Here is a 23,718-nt window from a genome sequence, read left to right on the forward strand (position 1 = left end):
CGGACGCAGAGCGTCCATGGCGGCCTTCCCACGCAGAGCGTGGGAACGATCGTCGTGGGACGCCCATAAAGTATTCAACAGGAGTTCCACATGGCGAAGAAACCCAAGGCAGCCGCCTTCATCAAAGACCCGCTCTGGTACAAGGACGCGGTGATCTATCAGGTTCACGTCAAATCGTTTTTCGACTCCAACAATGACGGGATCGGCGACTTTCCCGGGCTTATCGCCAAACTCGATTACATTGCCGACCTCGGCGTCAACACCATCTGGCTGCTGCCGTTCTATCCCTCGCCACGTCGCGACGACGGCTACGACATCGCCGAATACCGTGGCGTGCACAGCGACTATGGGACCATGGCCGACGCCAAGCGCTTCATTGCCGAAGCGCACAAGCGCGGTCTGCGGGTGATTACCGAACTGGTCATCAACCACACCTCCGACCAGCACCCGTGGTTCCAGCGTGCGCGTAAAGCCAAGCCGGGTTCGGCGGCGCGGGATTTTTACGTCTGGTCCGATGACGACCAGAAATACGACGGCACGCGGATCATCTTCCTCGATACCGAGAAGTCCAACTGGACCTGGGACCCGGTCGCCGGCCAATACTTCTGGCACCGCTTCTATTCGCACCAGCCGGATCTGAACTTCGATAACCCGCAAGTGATGAAAGCCGTATTGTCGGTGATGCGCTACTGGCTGGACATGGGCATCGACGGCCTGCGCCTTGACGCAATTCCGTACCTGATCGAGCGCGACGGCACCAACAACGAAAACCTGCCCGAGACCCACGACGTCCTCAAGCAGATCCGTGCCGAGATCGACGCCAACTACCCCGACCGGATGCTGCTGGCCGAGGCCAATCAGTGGCCGGAAGACACACAGCTGTATTTCGGTGACACCGATGCCGCTGGCGTCAATGGCGACGAATGCCACATGGCCTTCCACTTCCCGCTGATGCCGCGCATGTACATGGCGCTGGCGCAGGAAGATCGCTTCCCGATCACGGACATTCTCCGGCAGACCCCGGAAATTCCGGCGAATTGCCAATGGGCAATTTTCCTGCGCAACCACGATGAGCTGACCCTGGAAATGGTCACCGACCGCGAGCGCGATTACCTGTGGAATTATTACGCGGCTGACCGTCGCGCGCGGATCAACCTCGGTATTCGCCGTCGTCTCGCACCGTTGATGGAACGCGACCGTCGCCGCATCGAACTGCTCAACAGCCTGCTGCTGTCGATGCCCGGCACGCCAACCCTGTATTACGGCGACGAAATCGGCATGGGCGACAACATCTACCTCGGCGACCGCGACGGCGTCCGTACGCCGATGCAATGGTCGATCGACCGCAACGGCGGTTTCTCCCGCGCCGATCCGGCCAGTCTGGTACTGCCGCCGATCATGGACCCGCAGTATGGCTATCAGTCGGTCAACGTCGAAACCCAGTCCGGCGATCCGCATTCGCTATTGAACTGGACGCGGCGCCTGCTGGCCGTGCGCAAGCAATCGAAAGCCTTCGGCCGCGGCACGTTGAAAATGCTCTCGCCGGCCAACCGTCGCGTGCTGGCTTACACCCGCGAATACACCGATGCCGACGGCAAGCACGAAATCATTCTGTGCGTGGCCAACGTCTCGCGCAGTGCGCAAGCAGTGGAGCTGGATCTGTCGGCGTACGTCGGCATGGTGCCGGTGGAAATGCTCGGCGGTAACGCGTTCCCGCCGATCGGTCAGTTGAATTTCCTTCTGACCCTGGCGCCTTATGGCTTCTATTGGTTCGCACTCGCGGCGGAAAACCAGATGCCGAGCTGGCACGTCGAACCGGCGCAGAGCCTGCCGGACTTCACCACGCTGGTACTGAAAAAACGCATGGAAGAGCTGCTCGAAGCGCCGTCGCGCAACACGCTGGAACAAAGCATTCTGCCGAGCTGGCTGCAGAACCGTCGCTGGTTCGCCGGCAAGGACGCGGCGATCGAGAAGGTCAATCTGGCTTATGGCGTGCGTTTCGGTGATGCCCAGCATCCAGTGCTGCTCAGCGAAATCGAAGTCACCAGCGGTGGCCAGACCAACCGGTATCAACTGCCGTTCGGCTTCATTGGCGAAGACCATGTCGGCCCGCCGTTGCCGCAGCAATTGGCGCTATCGCGTGTACGGCGTGTGCGTCAGGTCGGCCTGATTACCGATGCGTTCAGCCTGGAGACTTTCGTCCGCGCCGTTCTGCAAGGCATGCAGAACAACACCGTACTGGAATCGATCGAAGGCGAAATCCGCTTCGAACAGACAGATCATCTGGAAAAACTCGGCCTCGGCGCCGAGTCGGATGTGCGCTACCTGTCGGCCGAGCAATCGAACAGCTCCGTGGTTGTCGGCAACAGCCTGGTGCTTAAGCTGATACGCAAAGTGGCTTCTGGCGTACACCCGGAACTGGAGATGAGCGCTTACCTGACCGAGGCCGGGTTTGCCAATATCTCGCCACTGCTGGGTTCGGTGATTCGCCGTGACGCGCAGGGGGAAGACAATCTGTTGATGATCGCTCAGGGTTATCTGAGCAATCAGGGCGATGCATGGGAATGGACGCAGAACAACCTCGAACGGGCGTTGCGCGATGAACTGGCCGACGCCATGTCCGAGCAGGAGCAGCATTACAACGCGCTCGGCGAGCTGAAGGACTTCGCCGGCATGCTCGGCCAACGTCTGGGCGAGATGCATCAGGTGCTCGCTGCGCCGACCGAGAACACCGACTTTGCGCCGCAAGTGTCGTCGAGCAAGGACATGGCCGCGACGGCCAAGGATGTCACCGCCCAGGTCGAACATGCCTTGAAACTGCTCAAGCAGCATCAAGGCGAGTTGAACGCGGCGGACCAGAAACTGGTCAAGCGTCTGCTCGACGAGAAGAAAACCATTCTTGCCCATGTGCAGGATCTGGCGAAGAAAGCCACTGGCGGCTTGCGCATTCGGGTGCATGGCGACTTGCACCTGGGTCAGGTACTGGTGATCAAGGGCGATGCCTACCTGATCGACTTCGAGGGCGAACCGGCGCGGCCGTTGAGTGAGCGTCGCGGCAAGCACAGCCCGTACAAGGATGTCAGCGGCGTACTGCGTTCGTTCGATTACGCAGCGGCGATGACCATCAATGTGCACAACGTCGATAACAGCGTCGAAGCCGAAGCGGCGCGCAAACGAGTCGCCGAGCGTTATCTGCGCGAAGCACGCGAGGCATTTGTCCAGGCATACCGCGAGGCAGCAGCTAGTCTTGAGCATGCCTGGCAGGATCCTCAGGGTGCCGACGCCGCGCTGGCGTTGTTTAGCCTGGAAAAAGCTGCTTATGAAGTGGCCTACGAGGCGGAAAACCGCCCAACGTGGCTGCCTGTGCCATTGCACGGCTTGTATGGATTATTGACAGGGCTTAAACCCTTTTCCGATCTTGGTGGAGAGTAGTCATGAGTTTCTCGAACAAGGAACAGGGTGTGGTAAAGGAAGCATTGTTACCCTCGGCACGCGACATTGATGCCTTGGTACGCGCCGAACATCAGGACCCGTTTTCCATTCTCGGCCCGCACGGCGATGGCGCCGGCGGGCAGTTCATCCGCGCTTATCTGCCCGGTGCGCTGAGTGTGGCGGTGTTGGACAAGGACAGCGGCGAAGAGCTTGGCCCGCTGGAGATGACCGAGACGCCGGGGCTGTTTGTCGGCCATTTCGATCAGGCGCGACCGTACCTGTTGCGCACGCGCTGGGCCGGTGGCGAGCAGGTCGCCGAAGATCCGTACAGCTTTGGCCAGCTGCTCGGCGAAATGGATTTGTATCTGTTCGCCGAAGGCAATCACCGTGACCTCAGCGCTTGCCTCGGTGCACAGCTGAAAACCGTCGATGGCGTTGACGGCGTGCGCTTTGCCGTGTGGGCTCCGAATGCCCGCCGTGTGTCGGTGGTTGGCGATTTCAACGTCTGGGACGGTCGTCGTCACCCGATGCGCCTGCGCCATCCTTCGGGCGTGTGGGAGCTGTTCATTCCGCGTTTGCAAGCGGGGGAGTTGTACAAGTACGAAATCCTCGGCGCTCACGGCATTCTGCCGCTCAAGGCCGACCCGATGGCGCTGGCCACCAGCCTGCCACCGGACACCGCCTCGAAAGTCGCCTCGCCGTTGCAAATTGACTGGCAGGATCACGAGTGGATGAATTCCCGTCAGGATCGCCAGCAGCGTTCCAAGCCTTTGTCGATCTACGAGTTGCACGCCGGCTCCTGGCAGTGCGAGCTGGATGATCTCGGCGAGGTTGCGCGCCAGTATACCTGGCCGGAACTGGCCGAGCGGCTGATTCCTTATGTGAAAGAGCTGGGATTCACCCATATCGAATTGATGCCGATCATGGAGCACCCGTTCGGTGGTTCCTGGGGTTATCAGTTGCTTTCGCAATTCGCGCCGAGCGCGCGTTATGGCACGCCGGATCAGTTCGCCGCGTTCGTCAATGCCTGTCACCAGGCCGACATCGGTGTGATCCTCGACTGGGTACCGGCGCATTTCCCTACCGATACCCACGGTCTGGCGCAGTTCGACGGCACCGCGCTGTACGAGTACGGCAATCCGCTGGAAGGCTTCCATCAGGATTGGGACACGCTGATCTACAACCTCGGCCGTACTGAAGTGCACGGCTACATGCTGGCCTCGGCGCTGCACTGGCTGAAACACTTCCACATCGACGGCCTGCGTGTCGATGCCGTGGCCTCGATGCTGTATCGCGACTATTCGCGTAAAGCGGGCGAGTGGGTACCGAATCGTCACGGTGGTCGCGAGAACCTGGAGGCTATCGACTTCCTGCGTCATTTGAACGACGTGGTTGAACTGGAAGCGCCGGGTGCGCTGGTGATCGCCGAAGAGTCCACCGCATGGCCGGGCGTCAGCCAGAGCACCCAGCAGGGCGGCCTGGGCTTTTCCTATAAGTGGAACATGGGCTGGATGCACGATTCGCTGCACTACATCCAGCAGGACCCGGTGTACCGGGCCCATCACCACAACGAGTTGAGCTTTGGTCTGGTCTACGCCTGGTCCGAGCGCTTCATCCTGCCGATTTCCCACGACGAAGTGGTGCACGGCAAGCACTCGCTGATCGACAAGATGCCCGGCGACCGCTGGCAGAAATTTGCCAACCTGCGTGCTTACCTGAGCTTCATGTGGACTCATCCAGGCAAAAAACTGCTGTTCATGGGCTGCGAGTTTGGCCAATGGCGCGAGTGGAACCACGATCAGCAACTGGACTGGTACCTGCTGCAGTACTCCGAGCACAAAGGTGTGCAGAAACTGGTGGGCGATCTCAATCGGCTGTATCGCGAAGAGCCGGCGCTGCACGACCAGGACGATGCGCCGCAGGGCTTCCAGTGGTTGATTGGCGATGATGCGATCAACAGCGTTTACGCATGGCTACGCTGGAGCAAGGACGGCTCGCCGGTTTTGGTCGTCGTCAACTTCACGCCGGTACCGCGCCAGTCGTATCGGGTCGGCGTGCCGTTTGCCGGGCGCTGGACCGAGCTGTTCAACAGTGACGCCGACATTTACGCCGGCTCCAACTATGGCAATGGTGGCGGGGCATTGACCGATGAAGTACCGAGTCATGGTCAATCCTTGTCGCTGGAACTGAATCTTCCGCCGTTGGCGGTGTTGATTCTCAAGCCGCAGGGCTGATCCAGGAACAGTAAAACTGTGGGAGCGGGCTTGCCCGCGATGAGGCCGTCATATTCAGCATTTTTGTTGACTGACACGCCGCCATCGCTGGCAAGCCAGCTCCCACAGGGTTTTCGGTAGTCTGGAGATCACCAGCGCATCCGCACGCCGAGGCTGCCGATAATGCCGTTCAGATCATTGTCATCCACATCGCTGCTGTAGTCGGCGCTCATGTACAGGCTTACCGCCGGTGTGACCCGCGCCACCAGGCCCAAACCCAACTCCACTGTTGAAGACTTGCGGCTGCTGCTGATCTTGTCGACCTGATCGAGCGTCACCGTGCTGCCGGTGTAAACGGTGTGCCAAAGGTTGGTGCGCACGTAGGGTTCGACAGGCAACCCGTTCAAGTCATAACTGCCTTTCAATCGCGCACCGACACGGCCACTCCACGCGGTCAGGTCGGTGGAAGAGGCATTGCCCGAGCCGGCGTACGGAGCGTCGAGACTGATGCGCTGGTTGATCAGTTGTGCCTGCGGCTCGACCACCCAGTTTTCACTCAAGCCGATCGGGTAACCGCCTTCGACGGAAAAGGTCATCGCATTGCCTTCGGTGGCTTGCCGGTTACCTTGCGCGGTCCGACTGAAACCGCTGACCCGACCGCCGCTGGCCGACAGGTCGACGTGCCAGCCTTGCGCACCCACCAGACTGTAATAGGCGCCGAGGCTCTGGCCTTGCAGGTTGAGGCTGTCAGTGTTGCGGTCGGCGAGGGCACGTCGGGTCAGCGCACCATCGGCATTCAGCTGGACCTGACTGTCGCCACCTATAAGACCAAGGGTCTGGGTAGTCCCGTTAGCGCTTTTCAACGTGACCACGGCCGGACCTTTGAACTCGCCACCGATCGCATAACCGGAAGACAGTGCGTCGGTCTGTGCTTGCCGGGCGCTTTTGCCGTATAGCTCGTCCCATGCGGAGGGCGCAAGATCTTCGGTGATCAGGCGCGAACTCTGCTGACTCAATGGCAGCGGTCCGGGCGTTATCACGGTCACTGGCAAGGTCATCACAGGGACATCGGCGCGATACCACGCGGGTTCATCCGCCGAAAATTCCGCATGCGCCTCCATGGACGAGCACAGCAACAGTGAACCTGACACTGTGCAAAGGGTGATTTTCAATTCATGTGGGGTCAGTGAAGTTTTCATGGAGGTCTACCTTGCAAGCGCATGCGTCATCTCGTGTTTGGCGTCTCTCCTACCCCGAACGAGGGGCGACCGAATAGAGCGGGGCGAACCGCGGCTGCTCGATTTCGCGAGTGCCGGAAGGTCAGCCCCAGTAGTGATTCCGGGGGTAGTAAGGTAGAGATAAGAAGAGTGACGCCTGCGCGTCAAGAAAATGCACGATGAATGGCGCGCTTAAATCGGCCTTCGCAAGCGTTTGTTTTTCTGCACATAACTAAGTGTTTGTTTGCATGGAAAAACGCTTGCGAACCAGGCGGCTGACGGTTTTTTGCCGCCGACGAAAGGTCCTTCCTAGCGGTAGTTGCCGGGAAGGCCTGTCATTTAATTGCTGTCAAAAACGCAGCTACAGGTGTACTTCAACTGCTAACGGCAAGTGATCGGAAAGATGCGTCCACGGCTTGTTGCCAAGAATGCGTGGGTCATGGCTGCTGGCATTGCGCAGGTAGATCCGGTCAAGCCTCAGCAAGGGAAACCGCGCGGGATAGGTTTTCGCCGGGCGCCCATGGTGACGCTCAAAGGCTTCATGCAGATAATCGCGACGGGCGAGGGCGGCGTTGCCTTGCAACTGCCAGTCATTGAAATCGCCGGCGATGATCACCGGCGCATCGTCGGGTAGAGATTCAAGCAACTGACAGAGCAGTTGCAACTGCAATTGTCGATGGCTTTCCAGCAGACTCAAATGCACACAGATCGCATGCACTTCGGTATGCCCTGGCACATCAAGGACGCAGTGCAACAGCCCGCGCCGTTCAGGCCCGGTGATCGACACGTCGAGGTTGCGATATTCGCGGATCGGGTATTTCGACAGCAGCGCGTTGCCGTGGTGGCCGTCGGGGTAAACGGCGTTGCGCCCGTAGGCAAAATCGCTCCACATACTGTCGGCGAGGAATTCGTACTGCGACGTCTGCGGCCAGTCGTTGTAACGACTGGAATGGCGTTCGTGCTCACCCACCACTTCCTGCAGAAACACCAGATCGGCCGAGGTACTGCGCATCGCTTCGCGTAGTTCCGGTAGAACGAACCGCCGATTCAGCGCGGTGAAGCCCTTGTGGGTGTTGACCGTGAGTACCCGCAGGCGATGAATGACTGGCGCGTCGACCGCTTGACGCTTGGGATCGCTGGACACGTTCACTCCTCTGAATTGGGCCATGCCTGTTCATGCGACTGGTTTGAGGGGGTGGCAGTTCCTTACAGAAATGTTTGATCCTACATAGGACTCTGTGGGAGCTGGCTTGCCAGCGATGGGGCCAAATCAGCAGTATCTCTGTTGCCTGATACACCGCTATCGCTGGCAAGCCAGCTCCCACAGGGTTTCACGGTGTCAGAGGGGGCTTTGGCGTTCAGAAGAAGACGATTTCATACGGCAGGCGCATCCGCTCCAGCAGCACCGGCGGCAGCAGCGGGGCGATGCCGATGGCCGGTTCGCCCTTGAGCTGGCTGGCGTAAGCGTGGGTGGCGTGGCTCTTGCGCGCGACCGTCCAGGTGTCGAGACGCAGCTTGCGCGCGCGTTCCCAGGGAATCATCTGCTGTTCGCGCTCCGGCCAGTGCCAGGCCCACACCGGCACATCGTGGTAGGTCGCCCCGGCTTTCTGCGCCGCGTCGAAACTGGCCCGGCCAACCACTTCATGATCCGGCGGGCCATCCTTGCGCCAGGTACTGAACACTACGTCGCCCGGTCGCAGGTAACGGCCGATGAACTCGGTGAGCTGGCTTTGCTGATCACTCAGTGCATTGTCAGTAAAGCCGCCGCGCACCCACTTCAGGCTGTGCATGGGCAGGCCGAGGCGGCGCAGGGCTTCGACGCTTTCCTGCGGACGGAATACGCTCAGGCGCTGTTCCGACCACTGTCGCGAGCCGGGGTGGCTGGCGCTACCGTCGGTAATCGAGAGCAATTGCAGGGGATGGCCAAGGCTGGAGAGCAGTTGCAGCAGACCGCCGCAAGTGACCACTTCATCGCCCGGATGCGGGGCGATGACCACGGCGCGGGCGCCGGCGGGTACCAGGCTGTGGGTGTTGATGACGGGAATATTGTCGAGTTGCGGCGCGCTGTTCCAGATCTGTGCTGGCAGGCCGTGTTCGTTGAGCAATGACGATTTCATGAGTGCGACGTCCTTGTGGTGTCTCGCCCTCAGTCGTGAGCAGCCAACGCTGATCGCGGCCCGTGAAGGCAAATGAATAGCAACGGTGCAGTGCTCCAACCCTTGGATTACTGCGAGGCAGAGTATTGCTCAAGACAGCCGATTCGTCGCGTCACAGATCAATCTGATCCGTAATTTTTTATTCCAGCTGTGCCAGATTGCGCAGAAAGTCACCGAACCCGCCCTTGGCCCGACTGTCGAGACGGGCGCTGGTGTGCACTTGCGGACGGTGACTCCAGGCGATATTGGCGCCGCTGCGCTCCAGTGCACGCACCAGTTGCACGTCCTCGTCACAGGTCAGCGGCTTGAAACCGCCGGCCAGACGATAAGCCTCGGCACTGACACCGAGGTTGGCGCCGTGAATGTGTCGATGGCCATCGCGAGCCTGATAGTGATGGTGATAGCGAATCTGCGCCGCCTCATCGATCGATTCGTGCCAGTGTTCGACCGTTACCGTGCCGCACACTGCGTCAGCCTCCAGCCCCAGTTGCGCCGCCAGCCAGTCATCGGCGACGCGGCTGTCGGCGTCGGTGCAGGCAATCCAGCGGGCACCACGCTCGAGCAACAGGCGCGCACCGGCGGCGCGGGCTTCGCCAACGTTGCGCGCATCGATCTGCAAGCTGAGCACTGGATAAGCGCTGACGATCCGCGCCGAGCCATCGCTGCAGCTGTCGAGCACCACCAGTATTTCTACCGGCTCGCCGCCCAGTTGCGCATGCTGGCTGGCACGCAATGCTGCACGCAGGCATTCATCAAGCAGCGCTTCTTCGTTGTGCGCGGGAATCACGATACCGATCAACGCAAGCCCTCCAGGGCCGCCACCGAGCGTGGCTCGCGGCTCCACAGTTCGAGAATGAAATCCGCTTCCTGATGCAGCACCAGACGCGGCAAAGCCAATTGATCGTGGATCTGATCGTGGACCTGACGTGCATTCAGCGGGCAACCCTCGATCGGCGGGCGCCAGTGGCAGGCCAGCAATTGGCCGTCGGCGGTCAGCGATTCACTGATCCGGCGGATCATTTCTGTCAGATCTTTTTCGTCGAGGTAGTAGCCGATTTCGCTGAATACAATCAGGTCGAATTTTTCCTCCGGCCATTCAGCCGGAAGGCGGCCCTGACGGACTTCGGCATGCTCGAAAATGCTCAAGCGAGTGCGCGCCAGCTTCACCGCCGCGCTCGCCGTGTCACAACACAACAGGCGGTCGCAGCGCGGGGCCAGTTCTGCACTCAGTTCGCCGTTGGCGCAACCCGGCTCGAACACCGACCTGTAGCGCGGACGGGGCAGGGCGGCGAGGGTGATCGCGCGCTTGCGCTGTTCATACCAGCGCTGGCGAAACGCCCACGGGTCGTCATTGCCCGCGAACAGGCCGTCGAAATAGCGGTCATCGACGCTCACAGAAACACCACTTCAAAAGGTTGCAGCAAACGATCGAGCACATAGGGCGCGAGCACTGGCCCGAGGCCGACGTCGCGGTCGCCTTCCAACTGGCTGGCAAACGCGTGCGCGGCGTGGCGTTTTCGTGCGATGTGCGTCGGTGAAAGGAGAATCTTGCGCGCCCGCTCCCATGGCACCGAAGCGTCTTCCGGGGTTGCCCAGTGCCAGGTCCAGACCGGAAGTTCATGGCAGGTCGCACCAACGCGTCGCGCCGCTTCGACACTGGCTCGGCCGACGGCCTCGTGATCGCTGTGACCGTCTTGGCGCCAGGTAGTGAAAAGCACGTCACTGGCATGCAGATAACCGGCGATGAATTCGCTCAGCTCGGTTTCCTGCGCCGCCACTTGCGTATCGGTAAAACCGCCGCGCAGCCATTTCAGGCTATGCATCGGCAGACCGAGGCGCCGCAAGGCTTCGGCAGACTCCTGCGGACGCACTACGCTCAAACGCTCGACTGTCCAGCGCTGCGAGCCGGGGTGACTGGCGCTGCCATCGGTGACCGAAATCAACTGCAACGGCCGTCCGGCTGCCGCCAGCAACTGCATTAGGCCGCCGCAACCGAGCACTTCGTCATCCGGGTGCGGCGCGATGATCACCGCTCGCGAACCCAGCGGTACCAAGTCAAGAATATCGATGGCCGGCAGCTCGGCCAGACGCCGCGAAGCCTGCCATTGCTGCAATGAAGTGCCCTGGCCAACGATCGGGTTGGCTTTCATAACGCCCAGACCTCGCAGGACTGACCAGCAATCTGCTGGCCCAATGCAGCAAGGTCGCGTTCGGCATGACTCTGGCGCAGAAACACCGGCAGGTCGGCACTCAACCTGGCGAAATGCCGATCCTGACAGAACGGCCCGGCACCCAGCGCCCGGCCGACTTCGCGCATCACCTGTTCGGCAGACTGTTCGACCACCGCGCGGGCGCGACGAGCAAGCAATTCAGCGTCGGCCTCGGGTTGCGCATCGATTTGCAGCGCGCTGAAGCGCAACACATCCGCTGCCGCTTGCAGTGCTGTGTCAGTCGCACCGAGATGGGCGAGGGCGTGCGGTTCATCGCGTTGCGCGCAATGCTGACGCAGCCCTTCGGCAATCCGCCGTGAAGCGCCATACCAGCAAGCCGCGATACCGATCCCGCCCTGCCAGAACCCCGGTCGTTGCAGGTAATCACCGGGGTTGCCAATGGCCTGCGCTTCAGCGTTGTCGAACAGCACTTCAACGCTACCGGTCGCCGCCATGCCCACCGCTTGCCAGCCTTGATCGGTGATGGTCACGCCAGGTTGATCGAGTGCGACTGCAACCAATTGCTGCTGACCGTCCGCGTCCCATGCGGTAAGCAAGGCGTGGCTGAGCACCGCAGCGCCAGAGCACCAGGCCTTGCGCCCGTTCAGCGTCACCATATGCCCGGCCGGCGTGACTTTCACCCGCGCCTGCGGCGGTTCCGCAGCCCACATGCCCCACGTGCTGCCCGGGGTTGGCGTACCGCCCAATTGCTCGATGATCGCCAGCGCATCCGTGTGGCCTTCATAGAGTTTGCACAGGCCTAAATCATGTCCGCCGACTTCCGAAAGACGCTGAAAGCGCTCCAGCGTGTGACCGCTGCCGGGTAACGGCAAGCGGTCGAGGCCGGCCTCGACCATCGCCCTCAGGCAACGGCCGAGGGCGTTGGTGTCGGCGTAATCTGGCGGACGGCGGGCCAGATAATGTTGAAAGTCCATATCAATCTTCTTCGTCACGTTGCAGTTCGAACAACAGCAACGAACGCCCGGTCACCGAATATTCATGGCCGAAGTCGAAGCGTTCCTGGCCACGAATCGACGGCTGATTGGTGTCGATCATGCAGGTCCAGAAGCCGCCATCCGGCACTTCCGGCAGGGTGAAGTTGACGATGTCGTGGTGGGCGTTGACCACCAGCAGCAGCGTCGCGTCGGCACCTTTGCGGCGGATGCCGGTTTCCTGCGCGCGACCGTCGAGCAGCATACCGAGGCAGCGATTGTGCGCATCGTGCCAGTGCTCGGTGGTCATCTCGGTGGCGTCCGGTGCCAGCCAGGTCACGTCCTTGACGCCGATGTCCTCGTTGTATTCGCCAACCAGGAAGCGTCCGCGACGCAGGATCGGGTAAGTCAGGCGCAGCTTGATCAGGCGTTTGACGAACTTGAGCAGGGCCTTGCCGTCCTCGCTCAGGTCCCAGTTGACCCAACCAATCTCGCTGTCCTGGCAATAGGCGTTGTTGTTGCCGTCCTGGGTGCGGGCGAACTCGTCGCCGGCAACGATCATCGGTGTGCCTTGGGCCAGCAGCAGGGTGGCGAAGAAGTTGCGCATCTGCCGATGACGCAGTGCGTTGATTTCCGGATCGTCGGTCGGGCCTTCGACGCCGTGGTTCCACGACAGGTTGTTGTTACTGCCGTCCTGGTTGTTCTCGTCGTTGGCTTCGTTGTGCTTGTCGTTGTACGACACCAGATCGTTGAGAGTGAAACCGTCGTGGGCGGTGATGAAGTTCACCGACGAATACGGCCGGCGCCCGCGCTGGTTGAACATCTCGCCGGAAGCGGTCATGCGGCTGGCGAAATCGGCAAGCTGAGCGTCGTCACCTTTCCAGAACGCACGCACGGTGTCGCGGAACTTGTCGTTCCACTCAACCCAGCCCGGCGGAAAGTTGCCGACCTGATAACCGCCGGGACCGCAGTCCCACGGCTCAGCGATCATCTTCACCTGACGCAGCACCGGGTCCTGACGGCAGGCGACGAGGAAGCTGTGGCGCTCGTCGAAACCATCGTGGTAACGGCCAAGAATGGTTGCCAAGTCGAAACGGAAACCGTCAACGTGCATCTCACTGGCCCAGTAACGCAGGGAGTCAGTGACCATTTGCAGCACGCACGGGTGGCTCAGGTCCAGCGTGTTACCGGTGCCGGAATCGTTGATGTAGTAGCGCTTGTCGTCGGGCATCAAGCGGTAGTAGGAGGCGTTGTCGATACCGCGCATCGACAGGGTCGGGCCTTGCTCGTTGCCTTCGGCAGTGTGGTTGTAGACCACGTCGAGAATGACTTCGAGGTTGGCATCGTGCAGGTGCGCGACCATTTCCTTGAATTCGGCAATCTTGCCACTGGCCAGATAACGCGGGTCCGGGGCGAAGAACGCGATGCTGTTGTAGCCCCAGTAGTTGGTCATGCCCTTTTGCAGCAGATGCTGATCGTTGACGAAAGCATGGATCGGCAGCAGTTCGACAGACGAAACACCGAGCTTGCGAATGTGCTCAAGCACGTCGTCGACCATCAGACCGCCGAAAGTGCCACGCAGGTTTTCCGGCACCGACGGGTGACGCATGCTGATGCCGCGCACGTGGGTTTCATAGATGATGGTCTTGTCCCACGGCACGCTGACGCGATGGTCGTTGCCCCAGGTGTGCGCTGGGTCAATAACCTTGCACTTGGGCACGAACGGCGCGCTGTCGCGCTCGTCGAAACTCAGGTCGGCGTCGGGGTGGCCGATGGTATAGCCGAACAGCGCCTCCGACCATTTCAGCTCGCCGACCAATTGCTTGGCGTACGGGTCGATCAGCAGTTTGTTGTGGTTGAAGCGGTGACCATTGGCCGGGTCATAAGGACCATAAACGCGGTAGCCGTAGATCAAGCCAGGATGCGCATCCGGCAGGTAGCCGTGGTAGATCTCATCGGTGTATTCCGGCAGCTCAATGCGTTCGAGCTCGACCTCGCCGGCATCGTCGAAAATGCACAGCTCGACCTTGGTGGCGTTGGCGGAAAACAGAGCAAAGTTCACCCCCAGACCATCCCAGGTCGCACCGAGCGGGAAGGGCAGGCCTTCACGGATTCTCGACGGCTCGGCGTGCGCAGCGGGTTCGGCTTTCTTTGGACGGGTCATGATTGCTCCTGCAAAAAAACGGGACAGTTCAGGCAATGAGATTTCCTGTGGGAGCGAGCTTGCTCGCGAAAGCGTCGGCATATCCGACATCTTCGGGAACTGACCTACCGCATTCGCGAGCAAGCTCGCTCCCACAGGGGATTAGATTTTTCTCCCGCAGTGGGGAGGGACTTTCTTCGGGGCGCAAGAACCCCTTGTGGCGAGCACGCTCGCCACACAGTCATTCAGTTCAAAAATGGATCGGGTCAGTTCGCCGGAGGCTTCTTCGCTGCTCGCGGCTTTTTCTCGGCAGCCTTTTCGCCCGGCGGCACTACTTTGGCCGTGGCCGCAGGCTTGGCTTTCGCCGCTGGTTTGGCTTTGGCGGCTGCCGGAGTCTTGCCGTCGGTGCTTTTCGCTGCTGCGGCTGTAGTCTTGCCAGCCACTTTGCTGCCCGCCGCTTTCGGTGGCTTCTTCGGTGCCAGCGCTTCGGCCTCGGCCAGCTTGCGCGCCATTTCCCAATGACGTTCTTCGTGGCCTTCAGGTTTCCCTTCCGACTCCCAGATCTGATAGGCGAATTCGCGAATGCGTTTATCGTCGGTGCTCATCGCAATGCTCCTGAACTGAACTCATGCTTGTGTTAAGTGTTGGATAAAGAGATTGACCGGGACATCCCCCAGCGCTTCGCTGACATTCAGCTCCCTGTTTTGTGTGACTACGCTGCTGGCAAAAAGTCCCTTCAGGTTTGCATCCGAAGCGGCAGACGGTAAAACCACCCGCGTATCGCCCCAGCGCAGCGCATCGACCTGCGGGATGGCACTGTTTTCCAGCAACGTCGCGCAACGCACCGGCACTACCACGATGGCCCGCACGCCTTCGTGTTCACGCGCGAATGCCAAGACGTTGTGCGCCTGACTGCCCAGTACTTCCAATGGCTGGTAATCGCCACGACGGAACAACTCGCTGTGTTCCTTGCGCAGGTTCAACACCTCACTGATCAGCGCCTGTTTGATGCGCCCGTCACGCCAATCCTTGAGCAGTTCGGTACCCGGCACGGATGCCTGCAACGCTTGCTCGCGAGCGGCGTAATCCACCGGCCGGCGGTTGTCCGGGTCGACCAGACTGAAGTCCCAGTACTCGTTGCCCTGGTACAGATCCGGCACACCCGGCACAGTCATGCGCAGCAAGGTTTGCGCCAGCCCGTTGAGCGCGCCGGCAGCGGCGATGCTGTTGACGGTCTTGCTCAGCGCCGCGCGCAGCAACTCGCCATCTTCACCGGTCAGCAGCTTCTCCGTGAAAGCCTGGGCCGCGTTTTCATACGCTTCGTTCGGCGCGCTCCAGCTGCTTTGCAGCTTGGCTTCGCGCAGGGCTTTCTGTTGCCACTGCCAGATGCGTTTGGCGTAATCGGCGAAACCGGCCTGGTCATCGTCCTGCAGGTCCAGCGGCCAACTGCCGAGCAATGCCTGATAGAGGATCAGTTCGTCGCCAGCGGAAGGCGCGTCATCTTCGATGCGCACCGGGCGGGCGAGGGCGCGCCACAGTTCGACCTGATCGGCGTACCAATGGCTGCGCTCGCTGAGTACGGCCAGCCGGGCGCGGGTGTCTTCGCCGCGCTTATGGTCATGGGTAGCAGTCGCGAGCAGGTTGTCAGGAAACTGGGCCATGCGCTGTTGATTGACTTCGTGGAACTCGCTGACCGGCGCGCTGAATTGCTCGGTGTTGTAACCGACATCATTGCGCGACAGCAGCACCGCCGAGCGATACAGCGCGGTATCTTCCACGGCTTTGGCAGCTGCCGGCGAAGTCAGTTGCTGGAAACGCACGCACGCATGCTTGAGGATCTTGCGCGAGCGCCCCCGTGGCTTGCGGCGCCAAGGCGTGCCGCCGAGCCAGCTGGCGACCGAGTCGAGCACTGGCCAGTCGGCTTCGCTGAGGGTTTGCCGCGCACCGTCCATGGCGTGCTGGAAAATCGCTTCGTCCTGCTCGGACCGGCCCATGGCGCTGATGTAAGTGCGATAAACCGGGAAGTGCACGATCAGCGCATGCAGCACGCGGCGAATTGCGCCCAAGGTCAGGTCGCGGGTCATCAAGTCATCACGCGCGACTTGATGCAGGGCCTGCGCGACACTTTCGAAGTCGCTGGCCAGCGAGCCGTTGAGGATCTGCTGGCGGGCCAGTTGCGCTTCTTCAATGAACGCTGCCGGGCGCTCGGTGCGGCGCTGCCAGAGCTCGCCGAGCACGTGTTCGCCGTCCGGGTCGTGTTGCAGCAGCGACAGCTGATTCATGAACTCGTAGCCGGTGGTGCCGTCGACGCTCCAGTCGCGGCGCAGGGTTTCGCCCTCGCCGAGGATCTTCTCGACATAGATCGGCAGATGACGTCCCGGCGCCAAGTGATCAAGGCGACGGCGCAATTTGCGGCAGTAGCCACGCGGGTCGGCGAGGCCGTCGATGTGGTCGATGCGCAAGCCGTCGACCAGACCTTCTTCGACCAATTGGAAAATTTTGCCGTGGGTCGCTTCGAACACCGCCGGACGCTCGACGCGCAGGCCGCCAAGCTCGTTGATGTCGAAGAAGCGGCGCCAGTTGATGTCGTCCGCCGCCGTGCGCCAACTGGCCAGGCGATAGCTTTGCCGTTCCAGCAGTTCGTGGAGCTTGTGAAAGCCTTCCTCGGTGGTGGAATCGTACTGTGCGAGGTTGCCTTCGATAGTCGCCAGAACACGCGGATCGCTTGCCAGCTCGCGCAGCTCCTGCTTGAGCGGCATCGCCAGCGAATGTGCGTCGGTCTGGTAGCTGAGTGTTCTGAAGCTATCTGCCAGAGACTTCAGCGTGTCGTCGGACTTGAGCAGCTCGCCATAGTTGTTCGGGCAAATCGGGAAATGGTGGTCGTAATGCTCGACGTAAAAAGTCCCGGTCTGCGCGTTGAATTTCAGCTTCAGCGTGCCTTCCTGCAACGCCACGCCGTAATCACTGCCAAGGAACGGCAGCAGCAACTGGCCTTCCATCAACGGGTCCGGCGAGTGCCACTGAATGTCGAAGAATTCGCCGTACGGGCTCAGGCGTCCCCATTCCAGCAGGTCGAGCCACCACGGGTTGTCGTTGCCGCCCACGGCCATGTGGTTGGACACGATGTCGAGGATCAGGCCCATGTTGTGTTCACGCAGGGTGCTGACCAGTCGGCGCAATGCCGGCTCGCCGCCCAGCTCAGGGTTGACCTGGGTCGGGTCGACTACATCGTAGCCATGCATGGAACCGGCGCGCGCCGCCAGCAATGGCGAGGCGTAGATATGGCTGATGCCGAGGCGGGCAAAGTACGGCACCAGTGGCACCGCTTGTTCGAGGGTAAAACCTTTATGAAATTGCAGGCGCAAGGTGGCGCGCAGTGGCTGGATTTGCTGTTGATTCATTGGTCACGCTCAGAGGCTTGAAGGCGCGCGCAGGCCAGCAGTTCCAGGCGGCGGGCGGCATCGGGGCCGTCCAGCAACGCTTCGCTGGGACCGGGTAAACGTCGCGACCAGTTCGGATGTGAATCGGTGGTGCCAGGCAGATTCGGCTGCTCGTCGATACCCAAGGCATCTTCCAGCGGCAGCAGGACCAGCGGCGCGCGGGTGTGGCCGAGGAAACGCACACTGGCATCGACCACTTGATCGGCTTCGTGGGACTCTTCGCGGAAGTTCTGCGGATCCTGACGCAGCGCATCGCGCAGGCCTTCGCGTTCACGCTCGCGATGCCGGCGCCAGTCGATTTCGCCATTGGCATCGACCAAGCCGAGGCGTGCATTCCAGTCAATGTCACGACCATGCCACCAACCATTAAGTGTCGGCAGGTCATGGGTGCTGGTGGTCGCCAGGGCATCATCCGGCCAGTCGAGAATCGGTTTGAAACGAGTGTTGTCCTGTTCGAACAACAGCACGCGCATGCCCAGGATTGACCGCGCGGCAAGTTTTTCCCGCAGGCCTTCCGGCACGGTGCCGAGGTCTTCGCCGAGCACGATGGCCTGATGCCGATGGGATTCCAGGGTGAGCAGGCGCAACATGTCGTCGAACGGGTAATACAGATAGGCGCCATCGGCCGGGGCGGCGCCGTTGGGAATCACCCACAGGCGTTGCAGGCCCATGACATGGTCGATACGCAAGCCACCGGCGTGGGCGAAGTTGGCGCGCAGCATGTCGATGAAGGCACGGAAACCGTTACGGATCAGCCCTTCAGGCGAGAACGCGGAAATGCCCCAGCCCTGGCCGCTGCGATTGAGGATGTCCGGCGGCGCGCCCACGGTCAGCGAGGCGAGCAATTCATCCTGAAAACTCCAGGCCTGACTGCCTGCACCGTCAGCACCGACGGCGAGGTCGGCGATCAGACCGATGCCCATGCCAGCACTGCGCGCAGCAGTTTGCGCACGCTCGAGGCAGCGATGGATCAGCCATTGGCAGAAGGCGAAATAGCCGATGCGCTCGGCGTATTCCTCGGCAAACGCGCCGAGCGCCGCGCCGCGCGGGTCGTGCCAGTGCTCCGGCCATTCGCGCCAGTCGAGGCTTTCGCCACGGGCGGCGCGCATTTCCTGAATCGCTTCGAAGCGGCAATGGTTTTCCAGCGCTTCGCCACCGGCGTGGCGGAAACTGGCGAAGTCGGCGTGCAGCGGATGCTCACCAGCGACGAAACCGTCATATAAGGCTTGCAGCAGCCTCTGCTTGGCTTCGGCAGCGGTCGGCCAGTCGATCAGCTTGAGATTTTCCAGCTGCTCGAACTGCGCGGCCAGGCCACTGGCATCAACTGCATCACGCAACGCGCGTTCGCCGAGAATGCTCCCCGGCGCGGCATACAGTGAATTTAGAAATAAACGACTGGACGGCGAATAAGGGCTATAGCGGCCATTGTCGGCGCTGAACATCGCGTGCATCGGACTGATTGCCAGCGCATCGGCGCCCCGTTCGCCCGCTACACGAACCAGTTCCTCCAGCGCCTGGGTGTCGCCAAAACCACCGTCACCCGGACGGCGCAGCGAATACAACTGGGCGCTCAGCCCCCAGGCGCGCGGGATCGGGCTATCGACCGCATCGGCGACGCTGAAGCAGCGTTCAGGCGCCACGGCGAGCGTGAAATACTGATCGGCGATATGCACTTGCTGGTAACCGACCGGAATCAAGCCGGGCAACATGGCTTCGTTGTCCAGCTTCAGGTTCATCTGCGAGCCGTCTTCAAGATGGATTTCGCAGGGGGTTTCCGGTGAGAAGTAGCGACTCAGGTCGAGGGCAACGCCCACATCGCAGGTCAGCAGGGGCGGCAAATGGCGGTCTTGCTGGACTTCTTGCAATTCCAGCAGGCTGGCATCGATTTCTTGCGCGGTGCTGGCGGGGTGGCCGAGTCCGATCAGGACGTTGCGCAACACAGCAGGAGCGACTTTTTGCTGACGCCCGTTGGCGTCGATCCAGTCGACGGCAAGGCCGGCTCGACTGGCGAGTATTTCCAGTTGCGCATCGCTCATAGGCGCTCTCCATCCAGGGGGTGCAAAAGGGGTGCGGCCGTGAGGCTGACGAGCGCGGTGTACGCCGGCAGTTGGTCCGGGTCCGACAGCTCGATCGCGGCTGGCTGTTGAAACAGCCACTCGGTATCGGTCTGTGCAGGGTTGACCACTGGCGTGTCACTGAGGTTCAGGTCAATTCGCAGCTCACTGCCATTGCCCAGCCGCCAGCGTGCGCTGACCGCGCCATGGCCGAGCATCTGCGCGCCCAGAGCCTGGGTCCCGGAGAGGTTGGGAATGATGTATTGGTGCCGCAACTTGAGCAGTTGCCGATAGAGCTCTTGGGTCTGCTGTTGCAATGGCGTGCCGCTGCCGGACAATCGCGGCTGCGAAGCGTGGAAAGTGCTTTCGGCATTCGGATCGGGGATCTGTTCGCGCTTGTGCGGATCGGTAAAGGCACTGAATGCGGCGAACTCGTTGCGCCGACCTTCACGCACCAGTTCCGCCAGCTCACCGTGGTGACTGGTGAAAAACAGGAACGGTTGCTCGGCGGCAAACTCGTCGCCCATGAACATCAGCGGAATCATCGGCGACAGCAGCAACAACACCGTCGCCGCTTGTACCGCACGCGGGTCGGCGAGCTGATGCAGGCGTTCGCCAAAGGCACGGTTGCCGATCTGGTCATGGTTCTGCAGGAACAGCACGAAAGCGGTGGAGGGCAGATGTTCGCTCGGCTCGCCGCGAGGTTCGCCATGGCGAGTGATGTGGCCTTGGAAAACAAAGCCCTGACTCAGGCAGCGCACCAATTGCTCAGTGGGTTGCGCGGCATAGTCGGCGTAGTAGGCGTCGGTTTCTCCGGTCAGCAGCACGTGCAACGCGTTATGACCGTCGTCGTTCCACTGCGCGTCGTAATCGTTTTCCAGCAGACTCGACTGGTTCAGCTCGTTCTCGACGGTCAGCCAGACGTGCCGGGTCGGGTCTATCTGCTGGCGAATGCGTCGGGCCAGATCGCTGAGGAAATCCGGGTCTTCAATCGCGTGCACCGCGTCCAGGCGCAAACCGTCGAAGCGGTATTCGAGCAGCCACATCAGCGCGTTTTCAATGAAGAACTCGCGCACTTCCGGGCGACGGAAGTCGATCGCCGCGCCCCAGGGCGTGTGCTTGTCCTCGCGGAAAAAGCCCTTGGCGTAACGATGCAGATAGTTGCCGTCGGGACCGAAGTGGTTGTAGACGACGTCGAGAATCACCGCCAGGCCATGGCCGTGGGCGGTGTCGATCAGGTGTTTGAGTTGTTCCGGTGTGCCGTAGGAGGCTTGCGGTGCATAGGGCAGCACTCCGTCGTAGCCCCAGTTGCGATCACCGGGAAATTGCGCCAGCGGCATCAATTCGATGGCGGTGATGCCCAGTGCCACCAGCCGCGCCAGATGCTGTTCGACTTCGGCAAAACCACCGAGCGCACCGACGTGCAGCTCGTAAATCACCGCTTCACTCCACGGCCGACCGTTCCAGGTCGTGTGCCGCCATTGATAGGCATGGGGGTCGACCACCACGCTGTGGCGATCAAGGTCACCATCCTGCGCCCTGGAGGCCGGGTCCGGCACCTCCAGTTCGCCATCGATGCAGTAACGGTAGCGACTGCCCGCCGGGCAATTGGCCTTGATTACAAACCAACCGTCGCCCTGAGGCAGCATGGGCAACGATTTTCCATCCTCCAGTTCCACACTGACGTAGAACGCGTCAGGCGCCCACAACGCAAATTGCGTGTGCTCGGCATCCAGCATGATCGCGCCGTGGGGCCAGGTTTCTTGGGTCCTTGACGGCATTTTCTGCAACTCCCTGGTTATTTGTGGCTGGCTTTACCCAACGCCTTGGCGACCAGTTGTTCGTAAAGTTCGGCGTACGGTTCAACCGCTTTGCTCCAGTTGAACGGTGCAGCCATGGCCCGGCAACGCATGGCATTGAGCAATTCCGGGAAGGCGAAGACCTTGAACGCGCGGCTCAGGGCTTCTTTATAGCTATCAACGGTGGACTCATCGAAGAGGAAACCGGTGACGCCGTTTTCGATGGTGTCGGCCAGACCGCCGGTGTTGCGCGCGACCGGCAGCGAGCCGAAACGCTGGGCGTACATCTGGCTCAGGCCGCATGGTTCGTAACGCGACGGCATCAGCAGGAAATCGCTGCCGGCGAACATGCGTCGGGCATCGGTCTCGTTGAAGCCGATGCGCACGCCGATCTGGCCAGGAAAACGCAGGGCCAGTTCACGCATGGCTTGTTCTTCTTCCGGCTCGCCGCGACCGATGATCGCGATCTGACCACCGTTCTGCACGATGAACTCGGACACCGCTTCGGTGAGGTCGAGACCTTTCTGATAGACCAGGCGCGAAACCACGGCGAACAGTGGGCCGGTAGAGTCATTCAGGCCGAATAGCTCACGGACATGGGCGGCGTTGACCGCTTTGCCTTCCCAGTCGCCGATGGCGAACGGGGCAAACAGGTGCGGGTCGGTCGCCGAATCCCAGCTCTCGTCGATGCCGTTCGGGATACCGCTGAGCAGGCCTTGCTGGGTCTTGGCGGCAAGGAAACCGTCGAGGCCACAGCCGAAGTCCGGGGTGGTGATTTCTTGCGCATACGTCGCGCTGACGGTGGTGATGTGGCTCGAATAGGCCATGCCGGCCTTGAGGAACGACATCTTGCCGTAGAACTCCATGCCTTCCTGTTGCAGGGCATGGGTGGGAATCCCCAGCTCCGGGCAGGAACCGAGGCTCGTCACGCCCTGGTAGGCGAGGTTGTGAATGGTGAACAGCGTTGGCGTGCGCTGCCCGCGCCAGTGCATGTAAGCGGGCGCGAGGCCAGCCGGCCAGTCATGTGCGTGCACCAGATCCGGGCGCCAGTGAATTTGCGCAAGATTGGCGGCGATGTCGGCAGCGGCCAGGCCGAGGCGGGCGAAGCGGATATGGTTGTCCGGCCAGTCGCGACCGTTGTTGGCACCATATGGGCCGCCTTCACGCTCGTAGAGTTCAGGGCAGATCAACACGTAGATCACCAGGCCATCGGGCATGTCCATGCGTCCGATCTTGCAAGGTGGCAGCGCGGCGTGGCCACCCAGCTCGCCGATGATGTGAATCGGGTTTTCGCTGTGCACCACTTGCGGATAACCGGGGATCAGCACCCGCACATCATGCAGATGGGCCATGGCCCGGGGCAGGGCGGCGGAGACGTCACCGAGGCCGCCGGTCTTGACCAGATCGGCGATTTCCGAAGTCACAAACAACACTTTTTTCTTGTTGGGATTCTGGCTTGCTACCGGAGCAAGCGTCTTGGTGCCGGGTACGTTGATCTGTCGGCTGCCGGGAACACTGATGGTGCTCGATTCTCCAAGCGACTGGTGAGCACGCTCTCCCTGAATATCCAATGCCGCACTGATCATATGTATCTCCCGTGTGTGATCTGATTCTTGTCTCGAACAAGCTGTTTCGTGGCCAAGTCCTGTGGCCGGGCGCAAAGGCGCCACGCATCGGTGAGCAAATGCTGACCCAACACGCGCAAGCAGAATGGGTGGTGAGGCCGTTGCAAGGATTACACCAGTCGCTTTCGCCCAGTTGTTCTGATGACCTGTGGCGTGAAGCAAAAGTTTCGACTTTTTTTCGTCGGTATGACCGAGTGGTTTGGCCACTGAAAAATCAGTCTAGGCCAGATCCTAGAGCGGGTCGGGGCAAATGGGTAAATTGTTCGACAATCGGTTGTGTCGGAATGTAAGCGAGGGTTCAGGAGGGGAAACGCTCCGACGAAGGGCATGTTTTTCGGTCGAAGTGGGCCAAAACGGTGACTGGGTAGTCACGGTTTTGTGCTAGGGGATGGGCTGCGCGCACCGATTTGGTGCGGTGGCGTTGAGGAGGGGGTGGCGAGTTGGACCCTTCGCGAGCAAGCTCGCTCCCAAAGGATGAATGCATTCCAATGTGGGAG

15 protein-coding genes are annotated in these 23,718 nt (G+C 61.1%); 2 read left to right on the forward strand and 13 right to left on the reverse strand.

What is annotated here, in order from left to right:
• Positions 1 to 90: 90 nt before the first annotated feature.
• Both treS and glgB read left to right on the forward strand, forming a co-directional pair.
• A complete protein-coding gene (gene treS / locus F8N49_RS10300) occupies positions 91 to 3,432 on the forward strand; it encodes a maltose alpha-D-glucosyltransferase (RefSeq protein ID WP_151551340.1) in 3,342 nt (1,113 codons plus the stop codon).
• Positions 3,433 to 3,434: 2 nt separating this feature from the next.
• On the forward strand, positions 3,435 to 5,666 hold the full coding sequence (glgB, locus tag F8N49_RS10305) for a 1,4-alpha-glucan branching protein GlgB (protein WP_151551342.1): 2,232 nt from the start codon (positions 3,435 to 3,437) through the stop codon (positions 5,664 to 5,666).
• A gap of 128 nt (positions 5,667 to 5,794) precedes the next feature.
• Here glgB and F8N49_RS10315 read toward each other — a convergent pair whose 3' ends face one another.
• From F8N49_RS10315 to glgA, 13 genes are all read right to left on the reverse strand, one after another.
• A complete protein-coding gene (locus F8N49_RS10315) occupies positions 5,795 to 6,844 on the reverse strand; it encodes an autotransporter outer membrane beta-barrel domain-containing protein (protein WP_122750334.1) in 1,050 nt (349 codons plus the stop codon).
• Between the two features lie 379 nt (positions 6,845 to 7,223).
• Entirely contained in the window at positions 7,224 to 8,006 is a 783-nt protein-coding gene (locus F8N49_RS10320) for an endonuclease/exonuclease/phosphatase family protein (RefSeq protein ID WP_122704609.1), read from the reverse strand.
• 214 nt (positions 8,007 to 8,220) lie between these two features.
• Positions 8,221 to 8,979, reverse strand: a complete 759-nt coding sequence (locus F8N49_RS10325; protein WP_016774638.1) for a PIG-L deacetylase family protein — start codon at positions 8,977 to 8,979, stop codon at positions 8,221 to 8,223.
• A gap of 178 nt (positions 8,980 to 9,157) precedes the next feature.
• Positions 9,158 to 9,817: a glycosyltransferase family 2 protein gene (locus tag F8N49_RS10330; protein ID WP_122746331.1), complete on the reverse strand. Its 660-nt coding sequence runs from the start codon at positions 9,815 to 9,817 to the stop codon at positions 9,158 to 9,160.
• Entirely contained in the window at positions 9,814 to 10,413 is a 600-nt protein-coding gene (locus F8N49_RS10335; RefSeq protein WP_125916202.1) for a class I SAM-dependent methyltransferase, read from the reverse strand. The genes F8N49_RS10330 and F8N49_RS10335 overlap by 4 nt, the downstream gene beginning before the upstream one ends.
• Positions 10,410 to 11,168 (reverse strand): PIG-L deacetylase family protein, encoded by a 759-nt coding sequence (locus tag F8N49_RS10340; RefSeq protein WP_122601770.1) that lies wholly within the window; start codon positions 11,166 to 11,168, stop codon positions 10,410 to 10,412. The genes F8N49_RS10335 and F8N49_RS10340 overlap by 4 nt, the downstream gene beginning before the upstream one ends.
• Complete coding sequence (locus tag F8N49_RS10345; RefSeq protein ID WP_024012877.1) at positions 11,165 to 12,163, reverse strand: acyl-CoA dehydrogenase family protein; 999 nt, start codon at positions 12,161 to 12,163, stop codon at positions 11,165 to 11,167. The genes F8N49_RS10340 and F8N49_RS10345 overlap by 4 nt, the downstream gene beginning before the upstream one ends.
• Position 12,164: 1 nt before the next feature.
• Positions 12,165 to 14,324, reverse strand: a complete 2,160-nt coding sequence (gene glgX / locus F8N49_RS10350) for a glycogen debranching protein GlgX (protein WP_024012878.1) — start codon at positions 14,322 to 14,324, stop codon at positions 12,165 to 12,167.
• 245 nt (positions 14,325 to 14,569) lie between these two features.
• On the reverse strand, positions 14,570 to 14,908 hold the full coding sequence (locus F8N49_RS10360; protein ID WP_071172365.1) for a DUF2934 domain-containing protein: 339 nt from the start codon (positions 14,906 to 14,908) through the stop codon (positions 14,570 to 14,572).
• Between the two features lie 21 nt (positions 14,909 to 14,929).
• A complete protein-coding gene (locus F8N49_RS10365) occupies positions 14,930 to 17,704 on the reverse strand; it encodes a malto-oligosyltrehalose synthase (RefSeq protein WP_151551344.1) in 2,775 nt (924 codons plus the stop codon).
• Positions 17,701 to 19,779, reverse strand: a complete 2,079-nt coding sequence (malQ, locus tag F8N49_RS10370) for a 4-alpha-glucanotransferase (protein ID WP_151551346.1) — start codon at positions 19,777 to 19,779, stop codon at positions 17,701 to 17,703. The genes F8N49_RS10365 and malQ overlap by 4 nt, the downstream gene beginning before the upstream one ends.
• Positions 19,776 to 21,578, reverse strand: coding sequence for a malto-oligosyltrehalose trehalohydrolase (gene treZ, locus F8N49_RS10375; protein WP_151551348.1), 1,803 nt, complete (start codon positions 21,576 to 21,578; stop codon positions 19,776 to 19,778). The genes malQ and treZ overlap by 4 nt, the downstream gene beginning before the upstream one ends.
• Positions 21,579 to 21,595: 17 nt before the next feature.
• A complete protein-coding gene (gene glgA, locus F8N49_RS10380) occupies positions 21,596 to 23,182 on the reverse strand; it encodes a glycogen synthase GlgA (protein ID WP_016774645.1) in 1,587 nt (528 codons plus the stop codon).
• Between the last annotated feature and the right edge of the window lie 536 nt (positions 23,183 to 23,718).

The sequence above is a fragment of the Pseudomonas sp. GXM4 genome (assembly GCF_008923895.1).
Classification (GTDB): Bacteria; Pseudomonadota; Gammaproteobacteria; order Pseudomonadales; family Pseudomonadaceae; genus Aquipseudomonas; species Aquipseudomonas atacamensis.